Raw genomic sequence first — 15,597 nt, 5'->3', positions numbered from 1 at the left:
GAGGGCCCTCATGTCGAATCAATATTTAGATCCTAATTTAAAAGTGTTTAGTTTAAATTCCAATTTCCCCCTTGCCCAAGAAATTGCTAAGGTCATTGGAGTCGAGCTCGGAAAATGTTCAGTCAACAGATTTAGTGACGGAGAAATTCAAATCAATATTGAAGAAAGTATCCGCGGCTGTGATGTTTTCGTGATCCAATCAACAAGCCAGCCTGTAAATGACAATATTATGGAATTATTAATCATGATTGATGCGTTGAAAAGAGCATCAGCCAAAACGATTAATATTGTCATGCCGTATTATGGCTATGCCCGTCAAGACAGAAAAGCGCGCGCCCGCGAACCTATTACCGCAAAATTGGTGGCCAACCTACTGGAAACAGCCGGGGCAACACGTGTGCTGACCCTTGATTTACATGCGCCGCAGATTCAAGGTTTCTTTGATATTCCGGTTGACCAATTAATGGGTGTTCCGATCCTTTCAGACTACTTCAAGGACAAAGCGTTGGATGGAGATATTGTCATTGTTTCCCCAGACCATGGTGGGGTTACGAGAGCCAGAAAGATGGCCGAGCGCCTTAAAGCGCCAATTGCGATTATTGATAAGCGCCGTCCAAGACCGAATGTGGCTGAAGTTATGAATATCGTCGGTAATATTGAAGGAAAAGTCGCCATTTTAATCGACGACATTATTGATACAGCAGGTACAATTACTCTTGCTGCCAACGCTTTGGTGGAAAATGGGGCAAAAGAAGTGTACGCGTCCTGTACCCACCCAGTGCTATCCGGACCGGCGATTGAGCGGATTCAAAATTCCAAAATCAAAGAGTTGGTTGTAACAAACTCTATTTCGCTTCCGGAAGAGAAGAAAATTGAAAAAATCGTTGGCCTTTCAGTGGCACCGCTCATTGGGGAAGCGATTATCCGCATCCACGAAGAACAATCAGTCAGCACCTTATTTGATTAATAAACACCACCTGAAAAATGTTTAAACCTTCCTGTTTTAGGGCATTTTTATTACAGATGACTAAATAGGAAGGTGATCATAAATGAGTGCTGTTTTACAAGCAACGGAGCGCAAGGAAATTCCTGGCTCGGAGTTAAAAAAAATGAGGAACAATGGCCAGATCCCGGCTGTCGTCTACGGAGCAAAGGTAGAGAACAGGCCGGTGTTTATCAGCTCGGCTGATTTAACCAAAACACTTCGTTCTGTCGGTAGAAATGGCGTGTTTTCGCTCGATATGGACGGCTCAAAACAGGATGTTATTCTATCGGATTATCAAGAGGATGTTATGAAGAAGGAAATCATTCATGTTGATTTTCTAGCGGTTGATAAATCCTCGAAGATTACTGTTGATGTCAGACTGGCGCTAGTCGGATACGCTGCCGGCGTCAAGGACGGTGGAGTCATGCAACAGCCGCTTCATCAACTTTCGGTAACGACGACAGCAGAGAATATACCGCCGCAGATTGAAGTCGACATTACTAATCTGCAAGTGGGCGAGAGCCTCTATGTCAGGGATATTCCGACAATGGGGATGACCATTAACCACGAGGAAAGCGAAGTGGTCGCCTCGATTCTGCCACCTAAAGTTGAAGAGGAAATCAATGCAGGCGAGCAGCAAGAGGGCGGCCATCCAAATGAAGAAGAAGGCAGAGAAACAGAGCCTCAGGGCAAAGAATAGTATATAGACGTAACCTAGTTTGGTTACGTCTTTTATTGCATTATGGAAAATGGGAGAAAACGATGTTTACGAAACTTTTTAAAAAGCGGGCTAAGCAAGAAGAGGAGGGCGGACCACATATGAAGGTGATTGTTGGTTTGGGAAACCCGGGGAAACAGTATGAGCATACACGGCATAACATTGGCTTTGAAGTCGTTGACGAACTGGCCAGCCGTTGGAATGTCCCGCTGAATCAAGCAAAGCATAAAGGGGTATACGGAACCGGTTTTGCCAGCGGGGAAAAGGTCCTACTGCTTAAGCCCCTAACCTATATGAATTTATCCGGGGAGTCCATCCGGGCGGTAATCGATTATTATCAAATAGACTTGGAGAATCTGGTTGTCATCTATGACGACCTTGACTTACCAGTTGGAAAAATCAGGCTGCGTCAGAAGGGAAGTCCCGGCGGCCACAATGGAATAAAGTCAACCGTCCAGCATCTGGGTACACAGGAGTTTAACCGGATCCGAATCGGAATCGACCGGCCTAATCCGCCGGGTATGAGTGTTCCTGACTATGTACTTGGCAAATTCCGCCCTGACGAACAGGAGCCGGTAAAAGAAGCGGTATTAAAGAGCGCCGATGCTTGTGAGGCATGGCTAAAAAAGCCATTTTTACAAGTAATGAATGAATATAATCAGTAATGATACGGGCTTATGCTTAATAGACTAAAGGAAAGTAACTTCAAAGCAGGCCGTCATGAATAAGTTCCCTTGCTGCCGTTCATACTAATAATGAATTGCAAACTAGGGAGGGACAGGCGTGGCCATCCATTATCATTGCCGTCATTGTGGCACCAAAATTGGCTCTATAGAGGAAGCATCCATTCATGCGGAGGCACTCGGCCTTCACAAATTATCCGATCAGGAAAGACAGGATATGGTTTCCTATGAGACCACAGGGGATATTAATATTAAGGCGATTTGTGAAGATTGCCAAGAAGCATTGGAACGGAATCCGGATTACCATCAATACGATTTTTTGATCCATTAAGTGCGCTTTGGAATGACTCCAAAGCATTTTTCTGTTTAAAAAATGTAGCAATATAAAAATAAAACTTTTAAGGGAGGAGGAGAAGCCTTGAATGGTTTAAAATCGTTATTTCTGCAGCAGGAAGATGTCCAGTCCGTTCTGGCTGGAATTAACGAAAATTTGCGGGAACAGTTGATATCCGGGTTATCGGGTTCTTCAAGGACTGTTTTTACCGCGGCTATTTACGAAAAATTAAACAGGCCGATTATGCTTGTTACCCATAATCTATTACAAGCACAAAAACTCTATGATGATCTTTCCAATCTAGTAAACGAAACGGAAGTATTTCTTTTTCCGGCAAACGAGTTAATTGCTGCTGAACTCAGTGTTGCCAGTCCGGAATTAAAAGCCCAGCGCATTGACGCACTAAATTACTGGAGTCAGCATAATAAAGGAATTATGATTGTGCCGATTGCCGGGTTGAAAAAAATTCTCCCTCCCAAAACTATCTGGCAGCGATACCAGCTAGCAGTAAAAATGGGGGAAGATTTGGAGATTGAGACATTCCTGAAAACATTGGTCAACATGGGCTATGTTCGCGGTGAAATGGTGACGACTCCCGGTGAGTTTAGTGTAAGAGGCGGTATTATCGATATTTACCCACTTACTGAAGAAAACCCGTTAAGAATAGAGCTGTTTGATACTGAAATCGATTCAATCCGTTATTTCTCACTCGAAGACCAGCGTTCAAAAGGAAAGGTGACAGAAGCTGTCATTGGCCCTGCAACAGAATTCCTGCTTGAGCCGGAAAATTATCGCCAGATGGCTGCCAGATTGGAAGGCGGCTTGGCTAAAAGCTTAAAAAAATTAAAGGACGACAAGGCCAAGCTGCAGCTTACACAAAATATCAGTCATGAACTGGAACAATTTAAAAATGGCCAGAAGCCGGATGAAGTCTACAAATACCTGTCCTTAGCCTATGAATCGCCTAGCAGTCTACTAGACTATCTGCCTAAAGACGGCTTGGTGTTTATTGATGAAATCAGCCGGGTCCATGAAATGAATGAATCGCTAGTAAAAGAGGAGGCGGAATGGTATACCGCCTTGCTTGGCGAAGGGAAGATCATCCATGATTTGCATATTTCCCATGACCTGCAGGCGTTTTTAATTAAAAAGGAGTTTCCGATTATCTATATGTCGTTGTTCTTGCGGCATGTAGCCAATACCAATCCTCAGAACATCATTAATGTTTCCTGCAAGCCGATGCAGAACTTCCACGGACAAATGCATCTGCTAAAAGCGGAGATTGACAGATGGAAAAAAAGCAATTATTGTATTCTATTTTTAGGGCCGGACGAGGAAAGAGTCAAAAAGCTGGAACGTGTTCTAGAAGATTATGAAGTAGATGCCAGTGTCATCACCGACGATCAGAAGCCGCTGCCAGGCAGAACTCAGATTATGAAAGGAAGCCTGCAAACCGGTTTTGAGCTGTCAATTCAAAAAATTGCCGTCATTACTGAGGAAGAGCTGTTTAATAAGCGAGTGAAAAAGTCCTCCAGCCGGCAAAAGCTCTCCAATGCCGAACGGATTAAGAGCTATTCAGAGCTAAAAACAGGCGATTATGTTGTCCATGTTAATCATGGAATTGGAAAATATTTAGGAATTGAAACCCTGGTCATTAACGGAATACATAAGGATTACCTTCATATCCGCTACCAGGGGACAGATAAGCTTTATGTGCCGGTTGAACAAATTGACCTGGTCCAGAAATATGTTGGTTCTGAGGGGAAAGAGCCGAAAATCTATAAGCTTGGCGGCAGTGATTGGAAGAAGGTCAAGACAAAGGTCCAATCATCAGTTGAAGATATTGCCGACGACCTTATTAAGCTTTATGCCGAAAGGGAGGCGGCAGTCGGTTATGCATTCTCGCCGGACGGTGACATGCAGCGGGAATTTGAAACCTCATTCGCCTACCGTGAAACGGAAGACCAGCTTCGTTCCATCCATGAAATCAAAAAGGATATGGAACAGCCGCGGCCGATGGATCGTTTGCTTTGCGGCGATGTTGGCTATGGAAAAACAGAGGTGGCAATCCGGGCGGCGTTTAAAGCGATTGCTGACGGCAAGCAGGTTGCCTTCTTGGTGCCGACAACGATTTTGGCCCAGCAGCACTACGAGACCATCCGCGAGAGATTTCAAGACTTTCCAATAAATATCGGTATGTTAAGCAGATTTCGGACGAAAAAGCAGCAAACCGAAACTATAAAAGGCTTAAAGGCCGGGACGGTTGATATTGTCGTCGGAACGCATCGGCTGTTGTCCAAGGACATTGTTTACCATGATTTGGGCCTCTTAATTATCGATGAGGAGCAGCGGTTTGGCGTTACCCACAAGGAAAAAATTAAAAGATTAAAGACGAATATTGATGTGTTAACTTTGACCGCAACGCCAATACCGAGAACGCTGCATATGTCGATGCTTGGGGTCCGTGATTTATCGGTCATAGAGACACCACCGGAAAACCGTTTCCCGGTGCAAACCTATGTGGTGGAATACAATGGAAGCCTTGTCAGAGAGGCGATTGAGCGGGAGCTTGCCCGCGACGGACAAGTCTACTTCCTATATAACCGTGTTGAGGATATTGAGCGCAAGGCAGAAGAAATCCGCATGCTTGTGCCGGACGCACGGGTAACCTATGCTCACGGCCAAATGACAGAAAATGAATTGGAGTCGGTGATGCTCAGCTTTCTCGCTGGCGAATCCGATGTGTTGGTGAGCACGACGATTATTGAGACAGGTGTCGATATTCCTAACGTCAATACATTGATTGTCCACGATGCCGACCGCATGGGTCTTTCTCAGCTGTATCAGCTTCGCGGCCGTGTCGGCAGGTCAAATCGTGTCGCCTATGCGTATTTTACTTATCGCAAGGACAAAGTGTTAACGGAAGTGGCTGAAAAACGCCTTGAAACCATCAAGGAGTTTACCGAGTTAGGCTCAGGCTTTAAAATCGCCATGCGGGACCTGTCAATCAGAGGAGCGGGCAATTTATTGGGCGCTCAGCAGCATGGCTTTATCGATTCGGTCGGATTTGACCTTTATTCGCAAATGCTTAAGGAAGCGATTGAGGAGCGTAAGGGCGACCTTAAGGCGGCACCCAAGCCAACGGTTGAAATCGATCTGGAAATTGATGCCTACATTCCTGATTCCTATATTAAAGATGGCCATCAAAAAATTGAAATGTATAAGCGGTTCAGAGGTGCGCAGACGCTCGAAGATATTGAAGAATTGGAGGCAGAAATGCTAGACCGGTTTGGCGAGTATCCTGATGAGGTCGCCTATTTGTTCCAAATTGCCGAGATGAAGGTATTTGCAATCAATAATGGCGTCGAACAAATTAAACAGGTTAAGCAGGATGTGACAATTCTATTGGATGAGGCCGTAACCAACACGCTTGATGGAAGTAAGCTTTTCCACTTAGGCAGCAAGTTTGGCCGTGCGGTCACCCCTGGCATGGAGGGGAAAAAATTAAAAATGGTTATTAAAACGAAGGACTTCGACACCTCCGCTTGGCTCAATATCATTTTTGAAATGGTTAAAGGCATTCCATTGGCGAAAAAAGAGCAAGGTAATCCAGTGAACTAATTTTTAAATAAAGAAGGAGCCTCACTTTCCAACGTTCCGGAATTGGCAGCAGTTCCTGAATATGTGAAAAAAATGTGACGTTTGTGTATAGAACTTTCCAGTTGAAAGATACTAAGTTCAAAGTTGGCAGTGATTACAAAAATCACTAACCAAGTTCAAAAATCATCAGATGAAAGTGAGGCAACATTGGATGAAAGCAACTGGAATAGTTCGTCGAATCGATGATTTGGGTCGTGTTGTAATTCCTAAAGAAATACGCAGAACCCTGCGTATCCGTGAAGGGGATCCGTTAGAGATCTTTGTTGACCGGGATGGGGAAGTCATTTTAAAGAAGTATTCACCAATCAGCGAGTTAAGCGATTTTGCCAAGGAATATGCTGAAGCCCTATTTGACAGCCTCGGTAATCCTGTTCTGATTTGTGATAGAGATGCTTACATTGCAGTTGCAGGTGGATCAAAAAAGGATTATTTAAATAAAAATATTAGTGAATTAGTTGAAAAAACGATGGAAGATCGCAATTCAGTGCTCATTACCCAGCAAGGCGATGTCGCCTTGGTGGAAGGCAATGATGAGACGGTGACATCTTACACAATTGGACCGATTATCGCAAATGGTGACCCAATTGGAGCGGTGATTATTTTTTCAAAAGAGGGAACACTTGGAGAAGTCGAACAAAAGGCCGTAGAAACAGCAGCAGGCTTCCTTGCCCGACAAATGGAGCAGTAATTTTACTAAAAAGGCAGCCCTGGCTGCCTTTTTTAATGCTATAATTGAAGGCGCTTATGCGTTCTTAAGGCAGGTGAACTATGTGAACCCTTCAAAGGCTTTGTTTAAAGGGGCCTTTATTTTAACTATTGCTGCAATCATTACGAAGATTTTAAGTGCCTTTTACCGGATCCCCTTTCAAAATATCGTGGGTGATATCGGTTTTTACATATACCAGCAAGTGTATCCGTTTTATGGAATGGCGGTCGTACTGTCAACAACAGGCTTTCCGGTTGTGATCTCCAAGCTTTATGCGGAACAAAAGGAAAATGGGGAAGTCGAGAAATCCCGTCTGCTGCTATTTGTATCATTCCTATACTTACAACTATTTGGCCTAATCTGCTTTCTGGTCCTTTATTTTGGGGCAGACCTAATCGCCAGATGGATGCACGACCCCGACCTTTCAGTTTTAATTAGGGTCGTCTCGATCGTCTTTTTAACATTTCCGTTTATGGCCACGCTGCGCGGGTTTTACCAGGGAATTGGCGATATGATGCCAACTGCCTTATCACAAGTAGGCGAGCAGACCGTCCGGGTGTTGACGATTCTGTTTCTTTCCTATCTGCTGATGCAAAAGGGTGTCTCCTTATACCTTGTCGGCGGGGGAGCGATGTTTGGTTCCATTACCGGAACCATCGTTTCCGGAATCATTTTGTTTATGTTTATATGGATTCGTAAAGAATGGAGAATAATAGCGCCGGGGTATGGGCTTCTTCGAAAGGGCAGACCATGGATAACGCCGATTGTAAAAGCGCTCACCTTTCATGGCCTAGCGATTTGCATCAGCGGGATGCTGATGATATTTATCCAATTGGCCGACTCGTTAAATCTATATTCATTGCTTGTAAAATCAGGTATCGGACCGGACCCGGCCAAAACCCTAAAAGGGATCTATGACCGGGGGCAGCCGTTAATTCAATTGGGAACGGTTGTGGCATCATCGATATCCCTTACGCTTGTACCGCTAATTACTCGTGATCGTATGGCAGCCAGGCCAGAATTTTTATATCATAAAATCCAGCTGGCAATTAAAGTAAGCCTCGTTATTGGACTCGGTGCCGCTTTCGGGCTGGCGGCAATTATCAATCCGACCAATATCATGCTGTTCGAGAATGACCTTGGCTCCTCAGTTTTGGGCGTTCTCAGTTTTGTTATTTTGTTTACATCGATTATTTCTATTGCAATGGCAGTTTTGCAGGGACTGGGAAGCCTCATGGCCCCAGCATTGGCGACGGTAAGTCTGTTCCCAGTCAAATACATGTTGAATATGGTGTTGGTTCCTGTGTATGGAACAATGGGAGCTGCGATTTCAACACTTATTTCATTAGGTATTGTCACCATCATTTTGTTATTAAAATTAAAAAAAATGGTTCCCATTTCCTTGGTGCCATTGAGGTTTTTAGCAACCGTTTCTGTTGCTGCTTTGGCGATGATTTTATCTTTAAAAGGCTATTTTCTCTTAATTGATAACCTGGCTGGCTCGCTTGCTGGCAGCCGGACAGGAGCAGCGCTGCAAGCGTTATCGGCTGTAGGCTTTGGCGTACTTGTCTTTAGCTTCATTGTGATTAGAGGAAAAGTATTCAGAGAAGATGAGCTGGCACTTTTTCCGTTTGGCAGTAAATTCATCTATTTAATGGCTCGAAAGGATCGGAATTAATATGGCTAAAAAAATTGAGATTGTTGGTTTGGGTGCCGGAGACTTGGAGCAACTGCAAGTCGGTGTTTATCGAAAATTAATCAAGGCTGACCATGTCTACTTAAGAACAAAAGAGCATCCCGTTGTAGCAGAGTTGGCCCATGAAGGAATGACATTTACTTCGTTTGATGATGTTTATGAACAGCATGATCAATTTGATGAGGTTTATGAGGAAATTGCCACGATCCTGCTCGAAAAGGCGGGCACCGAAAACGTCATCTATGCAGTGCCGGGTCATCCGCTTGTGGCAGAGCGCACGGTCCAGCTTCTGTTTGAAAAAGGGCCAACGGCGGGAGTGAATATTGTTGTAGGCGGCGGGCAAAGCTTTATTGACGCGACCTTTGCATCCTTAAGAATCGATCCGATCGACGGATTTCAGCTGTTGGATGGCACCTCGATTCACGCTGGCGAACTTCAAATGGACCAGCATATTATCATCAGCCAGGTATATGATCAGTTTGTTGCCTCCGATGTCAAATTAACGCTAATGGAGAGATATCCAGATGACTACGAGGTTTGGATTGTCACAGCAGCCGGCAGCAAACAGGAAGTCATCGAGAAGGTGCCACTATATGAATTGGACCGCAATATATCAATTAATAATCTGACCTCTGTGTATGTTCCACCTGTAAAGGATGAGGAAATCCTTTGGAAAACCTTTGCAAAGCTGCGAGCTATTATTGCTGAGTTAAGAGGGCCGAATGGCTGCCCGTGGGATAAGGAGCAAACCCATGAATCATTAAAAAGATATTTAATCGAAGAAACCTATGAAGCGATTGAAGCAATCAACGAAGGCGATATTGACCATTTGATCGAAGAACTTGGGGATGTTTTGCTTCAGGTGATGCTTCATGCACAAATTGGCGAGGATGATGGTTATTTTTCTATCGATGATGTGATTGAAGGGCTGTCGGCAAAAATGGTCCGCCGCCATCCGCATGTATTTGGGGAAGGCAAGGCGGCAAATGCCGAGGAGGTTGTTCAAAATTGGCAGCAGATTAAGGTGCAAGAAAAAGGCGGAAGTCATGTGCAAAACTCGCTGCTTGACGGTGTTTCCAAAGCACTTCCTAATTTGCTGAGAGCCTATGAGTTGCAAAAGAAGGCGGCAAAGGTGGGCTTTGACTGGCAGGAAATTACCCCGGCTTTGGAGAAAGTGAAAGAAGAGCTGGAGGAATTCACTGCTGAATTAAATGAAACCGACGGAAGCATGGACCGGGCGGGAAAGGAATTCGGCGACTTATTATTTGCATTTGTCAATGTGGCAAGGTTCCTTAAAATTCATCCGGAAGAGGCACTTTTTCAAACAAACGAAAAATTTGTTCGCCGGTTTCACTACATTGAACAACAGGTAAATAAGAGTGGCAAGGACTTTGCTGACTATACGCTTGAAGAGCTCGACCATTATTGGGATGAAGCAAAACAAAAAGGATTATAGATTGGGGGAGAACAGAAGATGCGTTTGGATAAGTTTTTAAAAGTCTCAAGATTAATTAAACGCAGAACCTTAGCCAAAGAGGTTTCCGACCAAGGCCGGATTGAGCTTAACGGCAAAGAGGCCAAGGCCAGCTCAACGGTGAAAGTGGGCGATGAACTGACACTTAGGCTTGGACAAAGGAAAGTCACCGTCAGAATCGAGCGGATTCAGGAAACGACCCGCAAGGAAGAAGCGGCGGAAATGTACACGATCGTTAAAGAGGAAAAGGTAAGTTATTCAGACGAAGGTTTATAGTAAAGCTCGTTCTATTTTTCTTGTCCCTAACATAAAAATGTTGTAGCGAGACAAATGATTGTGGGGGATGAGAATGAGCCAACAATATTACGATAATCATTCAACGAAAAGTAATATTCCAGACCATGATGTAATGATGAGAGGAAGAAAGCTTCTTGATATTACCGGCGTAAAGCAGGTGGAAAGCTTTGATAATGAGGAATTTTTGTTGGAGACATCAATGGGATTTTTGGCCATTAAAGGGCAAAATTTGCAAATGAAGAATCTCGACGTCGAAAAAGGGATCGTGTCGATTAAAGGGAAAATCTTTGATCTCGTCTACTTGGATGAACATCACGGGGAGAAAGCTAAAGGGTTCTTTAGCAAGTTGTTCCGATGACCCTTTCGACTCAATTTCTCACAATGCTTTCCATGATCGGAATGGGGTCGCTATTTGGGGCCCTTTTTGATACGTATCAAAGATTTTTGGACAGGCCCAAGCGAAAGGCCTGGATTGTATTCGTCAATGATCTGCTGTTTTGGATGATTCAGGCAATGCTTATCTTTTATGCATTGTTTTTAGTCAATAACGGCGAATTAAGGTTTTATATTTTTATTGCCCTTTTGTGCGGGTTTGCCGCCTATCAAAGCTTGTTGAAAACAACGTACCTTAGGCTGCTGGAGCTAGCCATCAGGACGGTCATTTCGTTGGCGCGATTTATTAAAAGGACTTTTATGATGCTTATTTACAAACCGATTGTCGGTTTAATTCAGCTAGTTATTGTCATCGTTATGACCGTTGGCAAGGGACTGTTATCCCTGGCAAAATTTATTTGGAGTGTTATCCTATATATAATTAGGTTGATTTTTGGCATTGTAAAACAGATTTTGCTAATATTGTGGAAACTTTTGCCGAAAAGCCTTAAAAAATCCGTCGAGAAGTTATATAATAAAACGGCAGGAAAATTTAAGGCAATCTGGAATTATATAAACAAGTGGATTGAAAAGTGGAAAAAAACAAAAGAGTAAGGTAGGGTATGGGAAATGGGAGCTGAACGTCAAAAAAATGTATCCAGAATCCAAACGCCGTATATCAAACAGCAGGAATATGCGGAAATCGCTTCAGCCAGGAAACGGAAGCTGTTACTTAGACGGCTGTCCTTGTTTTTTGTGTTTGCTGCTTTCCTGTCTTATTTGTTGATTTCCAGCCTGATTTCCCAAAATGCCAAGCTTGAGGCAAAAATGGCCGAGCATGAGAAGCTTAAAATCGAGCTCGCCCAACTGAAAAAGCAGGAAGATATTTTAAACGAAAATATCATAAAATTAAACGATGACGAGTATATTGCCAAGCTGGCCAGGAAAGAATACTTTTTCTCGGAGAAAAACGAAATTATCTTTAATATTCCTGAAGAAAAGAAGGAAAAATGAACCAATAGGGCGTATTATTGACACTCAAATTTCCCTTTCTGTATAATATATAGTAAGTTTGATTTTTTATATTTTTAAGGAGGAACATTTTTTTTATGTCAATCGAAGTAGGCAGCAAGTTACAAGGAAAGGTGACAGGAATTACAAATTTCGGAGCGTTTGTGGAGCTGCCGGATGGTTCAACAGGACTTGTTCACATCAGTGAGGTTGCTGACAATTATGTAAAAGATATTAATGATCATCTTAAAGTCGGCGACCAAGTTGAGGTCAAGGTTCTTAATGTTGAAAAGGATGGAAAGATTGGACTATCCATTAAAAAGGCCAAAGATAGACCAGAACAACCGGAAAGAGAACGAAAATTTTCAAACCAACGTCCTCGTCAGGGCAGATCGAACGATCGTAATCATTCTAGACCAGAGAACTTTGAAACAAAAATGGCGAAATTTTTAAAGGATAGCGAGGATCGTTTATCTTCCCTAAAGCGGCACACAGAGTCCAAGCGTGGAGGAAGAGGGGCCAGACGGGGTTAACTTGCTGCTGACTTTTACTCGGATAAAGCAGGTATCACTGTACTATCTAATAGATTAAAGACAAGTCATAATGGCTTGTCTTTTTTGTGATTCGATTTTTTTATAAAAATAAACCGGCTACATCGCCGGTTTTTCCCTCAATTCTGTCTAGCTGCAGCCCCTGGTCAAGGCGCTTCCGCTTTTCGTTATAGCGGCGGAGGGGATCGAACCCCCGACCTTACGGGTATGAACCGTACGCTCTAGCCAGCTGAGCTACACCGCCAAATTAGCTAATCAGAATTTATTCCCTAAATTCTGAACGCATAAATTCAACTATGCCTCATGAACCGTCCTAACGGACTCGCCAATCGGCAAGTTTTCATTTAAAAACACAAATAATATAATACAAACACCGCTATGGAAAGTCAATATAAACTTTAATTTACACAAGGAAACGTCATCTATTCGGGATAGGTACTATTATTTGGATGAATATAGTGAAAACAGTCGAACGATTTTTTTAACTTGTTCACTAATTTGACAAACTTTTAAATCTATCAACTCTATAATAGTTTTCAACTAAAACTATCAGGGAGTGAGAAAAAATGGAGAAGCCAAACGCAAGTTTAGTAGAGCCGATCGGAGAAGTAAACCTTCACTCTCCAAAGTGGAATTTTGGAAATGGGTTAAAAAAATTTCAATTTATGCTGGAATCCTTTTTTATCAAAAAAGGGATCCTTTTATTAATTGTCGGCTTTCTGTTAGGACGGGCGTTAATCCTGGCAAAGCTGGCCCCGTTTAGTCTGCCTTTTTTTGCAGCGGTTTATTTAATTAAACGGGACCGGGCACCAATCGCTTTAATCGGGCTCATTTCGGGTGCGGCCACCCTATCGCTGGCAAACGCCGCCCTAACCTTCATCATTACCGTTTGCTTTATCATTATCTATCGAATCAGCCAAAAATGGATTGATAATGAAATGAAGGCACTGCCATTTTTTGTCGGAAGTATCTTGGGGCTAGGAAAACTGGCGGAATCCTATTATTTTTCGGACCAGCTTACAATCTACGACGGGATGATGGTCGGTGTCCAGGCAAGTCTCGCCTTTATCCTCACGCTGATTTTCCTACAAAGCATTCCGCTGCTAACCTTCAATAAACGCAGACAATTGCTAAAAACCGAGGAAATAGTCTGCCTGATTATTATGCTCGCTTCCATCATGACGGGAACCATTGGCTGGAAAGTCTATGACCTATCAGTGGAGCATATTTTATCCCGTTACCTTGTGTTAATATTTTCGTTTATTGCCGGAGCGACCATCGGGTCGACCGTGGGGGTCGTGACCGGGTTGATTTTCAGTCTAGCCAGTGTCTCTAGTTTTTATCATATGAGCTTGCTGGCTTTTTCAGGGGTATTAGGCGGATTGATGAAGGAAGGGAAAAAAATCGGGGTGTCTATCGGTTTGTTTATTGCCACACTATTAATCGCCATGTACGGGGAAGGCGGCGGCTCTATTAAGCTGACAATACTCGAATCGGCTGCTGCCATTTCTCTATTTTTATTGACTCCGCAAATGCTAACATCGAGATTGGCCAAATATATTCCCGGCACGCCGGAGCATACAGCCGAACAGCAAAAATATATGCGAAAAATGCGCGATGTGACTGCGCAGCGGGTTTCCCAGTTTTCCAGTGTCTTTCATGCCTTGTCCAAAAGCTTTTCCCAGCTTGATAGAGAAGAGCTGGACGGTGAAGAGAGCATTCGCGAAATGGATTACTTTATGAGCCATGTGACCGAAAAGACATGCCAAACCTGCTTTAAGAAGGAACAATGCTGGGCGAAGAATTTTAGTACAACCTATGCCTATTTGGAGGAAATTATTCATGAAATGGACCAAAATGATGGAAATGTTTCCTTAAAACTGGCTCGAGAATGGGAAAAGCTATGTACCCGTTCCAAAAAGGTCTATGAAACGATTGGCACAGAGTTGACCTTCTATCAAGCCAATCAAAAATTGAAGAAAAAGGTTCAAGAGAGCCGGAATCTGGTAGCCGACCAGTTGATGGGCGTCTCCGAGGTGATGGATAACTTCGCCAAGGAAATTCAGCGTGAACGCGAAAACTATTACAAACAGGAAGAACAAATTATGGAAGCAATGCAGGGGTTTGGCATTCATATTGAGCAGGTTGAAATCTACAGCCTTGAACCGGGCAATGTCGATATTGAGATGTCCATCCCATATTGCAACGGCCGAGGTGAGTGTGAGAAATTGATTGCTCCGATGCTGTCCGATATTCTAGGTGAAACGATTTTGGTGAACAGGGAGGAATGCGCCGCCTATCCAAACGGATATTGTCACGTCGTATTCAGGTCCTCAAAGGCATATACCGTTGAAACAGGAGTGGCCCATGCCGCTAAAGATGGGGGGCTTGTATCTGGTGACAGTCATTCAACGATTGAGCTCGGACTCGGCAAGTTTGCGATAGCGATCAGCGATGGCATGGGCAATGGCGAACGAGCCCATTATGAAAGCAAGGAGACATTAAAGCTCTTGCAAAAGATTCTACAATCGGGAATTGAGGAACAAATCGCGATTAAATCGGTTAACTCGATTCTTTCTTTAAGGACGACGGACGAAATTTTCTCCACCCTGGACCTGGCGATGATTGACTTAAAAAATGCCTCAGCAAAATTCCTGAAGATCGGCTCCACCCCAAGCTTCATTAAACGGGGCAAAAAGGTAATCAAGATTCAAGCCAGTAATTTGCCGATGGGAATTCTTCAGGATTTCGAGGTTGACGTTGTCAGCGAGCAGTTAAAGGCAGGAGACCTGTTAATCATGATGAGCGATGGGATATTTGAGGGTCCAAAACATGTAGAAAACTACGATTTATGGATGAAACGCAAAATTCTTGAATTGGAAACGGACGACCCGCAGGATATTGCTGACTTAATTCTCGAGGAAGTGATCCGCTCGAAAGGGGAAGTGATTGATGACGATATGACCATCATGGTTGCGAAAATCAAACATAATACCCCAAAGTGGGCCTCCATCCCCATGCAAAAATTAAAGAAGCGCGCCTAACCGATTATTTTAACCAGCTGAAGTATGAAATATGTATAAATACCCTCCACTCGGTCGAAAATGATA

General features: G+C 43.5%; 14 protein-coding genes and 1 tRNA gene. 14 read left to right on the top strand and 1 reads right to left on the bottom strand.

All coding sequences use genetic code 11. The features are described 5' to 3' along the window. Positions 1–10: 10 nt before the first annotated feature. The 13 genes from AR334_RS27875 (at position 11) to AR334_RS27815 (ending at position 12,469) form a co-directional block, all read left to right on the top strand. Positions 11–967 carry a ribose-phosphate diphosphokinase gene (locus tag AR334_RS27875; protein WP_066321866.1) on the top strand — a complete coding sequence of 319 codons (957 nt, stop codon included), beginning with the start codon at positions 11–13 and terminating at the stop codon, positions 965–967. Between the two features lie 82 nt (positions 968–1,049). After that, positions 1,050–1,685, top strand: coding sequence for a 50S ribosomal protein L25/general stress protein Ctc (locus AR334_RS27870; RefSeq protein WP_066321864.1), 636 nt, complete (start codon positions 1,050–1,052; stop codon positions 1,683–1,685). Positions 1,686–1,804: 119 nt separating this feature from the next. Further along, complete coding sequence (gene pth, locus AR334_RS27865; protein WP_066321931.1) at positions 1,805–2,368, top strand: aminoacyl-tRNA hydrolase; 564 nt, start codon at positions 1,805–1,807, stop codon at positions 2,366–2,368. Between the two features lie 118 nt (positions 2,369–2,486). Next, positions 2,487–2,717: an anti-sigma-F factor Fin family protein gene (locus AR334_RS27860; RefSeq protein ID WP_066321862.1), complete on the top strand. Its 231-nt coding sequence runs from the start codon at positions 2,487–2,489 to the stop codon at positions 2,715–2,717. A gap of 87 nt (positions 2,718–2,804) precedes the next feature. Further along, on the top strand, positions 2,805–6,341 hold the full coding sequence (gene mfd, locus AR334_RS27855; protein WP_066321861.1) for a transcription-repair coupling factor: 3,537 nt from the start codon (positions 2,805–2,807) through the stop codon (positions 6,339–6,341). Positions 6,342–6,531: 190 nt separating this feature from the next. Continuing rightward, a complete protein-coding gene (gene spoVT / locus AR334_RS27850; RefSeq protein ID WP_066321859.1) occupies positions 6,532–7,068 on the top strand; it encodes a stage V sporulation protein T in 537 nt (178 codons plus the stop codon). 82 nt (positions 7,069–7,150) lie between these two features. Continuing rightward, positions 7,151–8,764 (top strand): polysaccharide biosynthesis protein, encoded by a 1,614-nt coding sequence (locus AR334_RS27845; RefSeq protein WP_066321929.1) that lies wholly within the window; start codon positions 7,151–7,153, stop codon positions 8,762–8,764. Between the two features lies 1 nt (position 8,765). Further along, on the top strand, positions 8,766–10,238 hold the full coding sequence (mazG, locus tag AR334_RS27840) for a nucleoside triphosphate pyrophosphohydrolase (protein WP_066321857.1): 1,473 nt from the start codon (positions 8,766–8,768) through the stop codon (positions 10,236–10,238). Between the two features lie 18 nt (positions 10,239–10,256). Continuing rightward, the gene (locus tag AR334_RS27835) at positions 10,257–10,532 is read left to right on the top strand and encodes an RNA-binding S4 domain-containing protein (protein WP_066321855.1); all 276 of its coding nucleotides are present in this window, start codon (positions 10,257–10,259) and stop codon (positions 10,530–10,532) included. A gap of 73 nt (positions 10,533–10,605) precedes the next feature. Continuing rightward, a complete protein-coding gene (gene yabP, locus AR334_RS27830) occupies positions 10,606–10,911 on the top strand; it encodes a sporulation protein YabP (RefSeq protein ID WP_066321854.1) in 306 nt (101 codons plus the stop codon). Then, a complete protein-coding gene (gene yabQ, locus AR334_RS27825; protein WP_066321852.1) occupies positions 10,908–11,540 on the top strand; it encodes a spore cortex biosynthesis protein YabQ in 633 nt (210 codons plus the stop codon). The genes yabP and yabQ overlap by 4 nt, the downstream gene beginning before the upstream one ends. Before the next feature lie 15 nt (positions 11,541–11,555). Further along, positions 11,556–11,939, top strand: a complete 384-nt coding sequence (locus tag AR334_RS27820; protein ID WP_066321851.1) for a septum formation initiator family protein — start codon at positions 11,556–11,558, stop codon at positions 11,937–11,939. Positions 11,940–12,034: 95 nt separating this feature from the next. After that, complete coding sequence (locus AR334_RS27815; RefSeq protein WP_066321850.1) at positions 12,035–12,469, top strand: S1 domain-containing RNA-binding protein; 435 nt, start codon at positions 12,035–12,037, stop codon at positions 12,467–12,469. Between the two features lie 188 nt (positions 12,470–12,657). On the opposite strand, the gene AR334_RS27810 is transcribed toward AR334_RS27815, so the two are convergent. Further along, positions 12,658–12,731 (bottom strand) — tRNA-Met (locus AR334_RS27810). 322 nt (positions 12,732–13,053) lie between these two features. On the opposite strand from AR334_RS27810, the gene spoIIE reads away from it, so the two are divergent. Continuing rightward, on the top strand, positions 13,054–15,531 hold the full coding sequence (gene spoIIE, locus AR334_RS27805; protein WP_066321845.1) for a stage II sporulation protein E: 2,478 nt from the start codon (positions 13,054–13,056) through the stop codon (positions 15,529–15,531). Positions 15,532–15,597 lie beyond the last annotated feature (66 nt).

Source organism: Bacillus sp. FJAT-29814 (assembly GCF_001510715.1).
Lineage (GTDB): Bacteria > Bacillota > Bacilli > Bacillales > Cytobacillaceae > Neobacillus.
The sequence above is the reverse complement of the archived record's forward strand: the minus strand, read 5'-3'. Positions and strand labels throughout refer to the sequence as shown.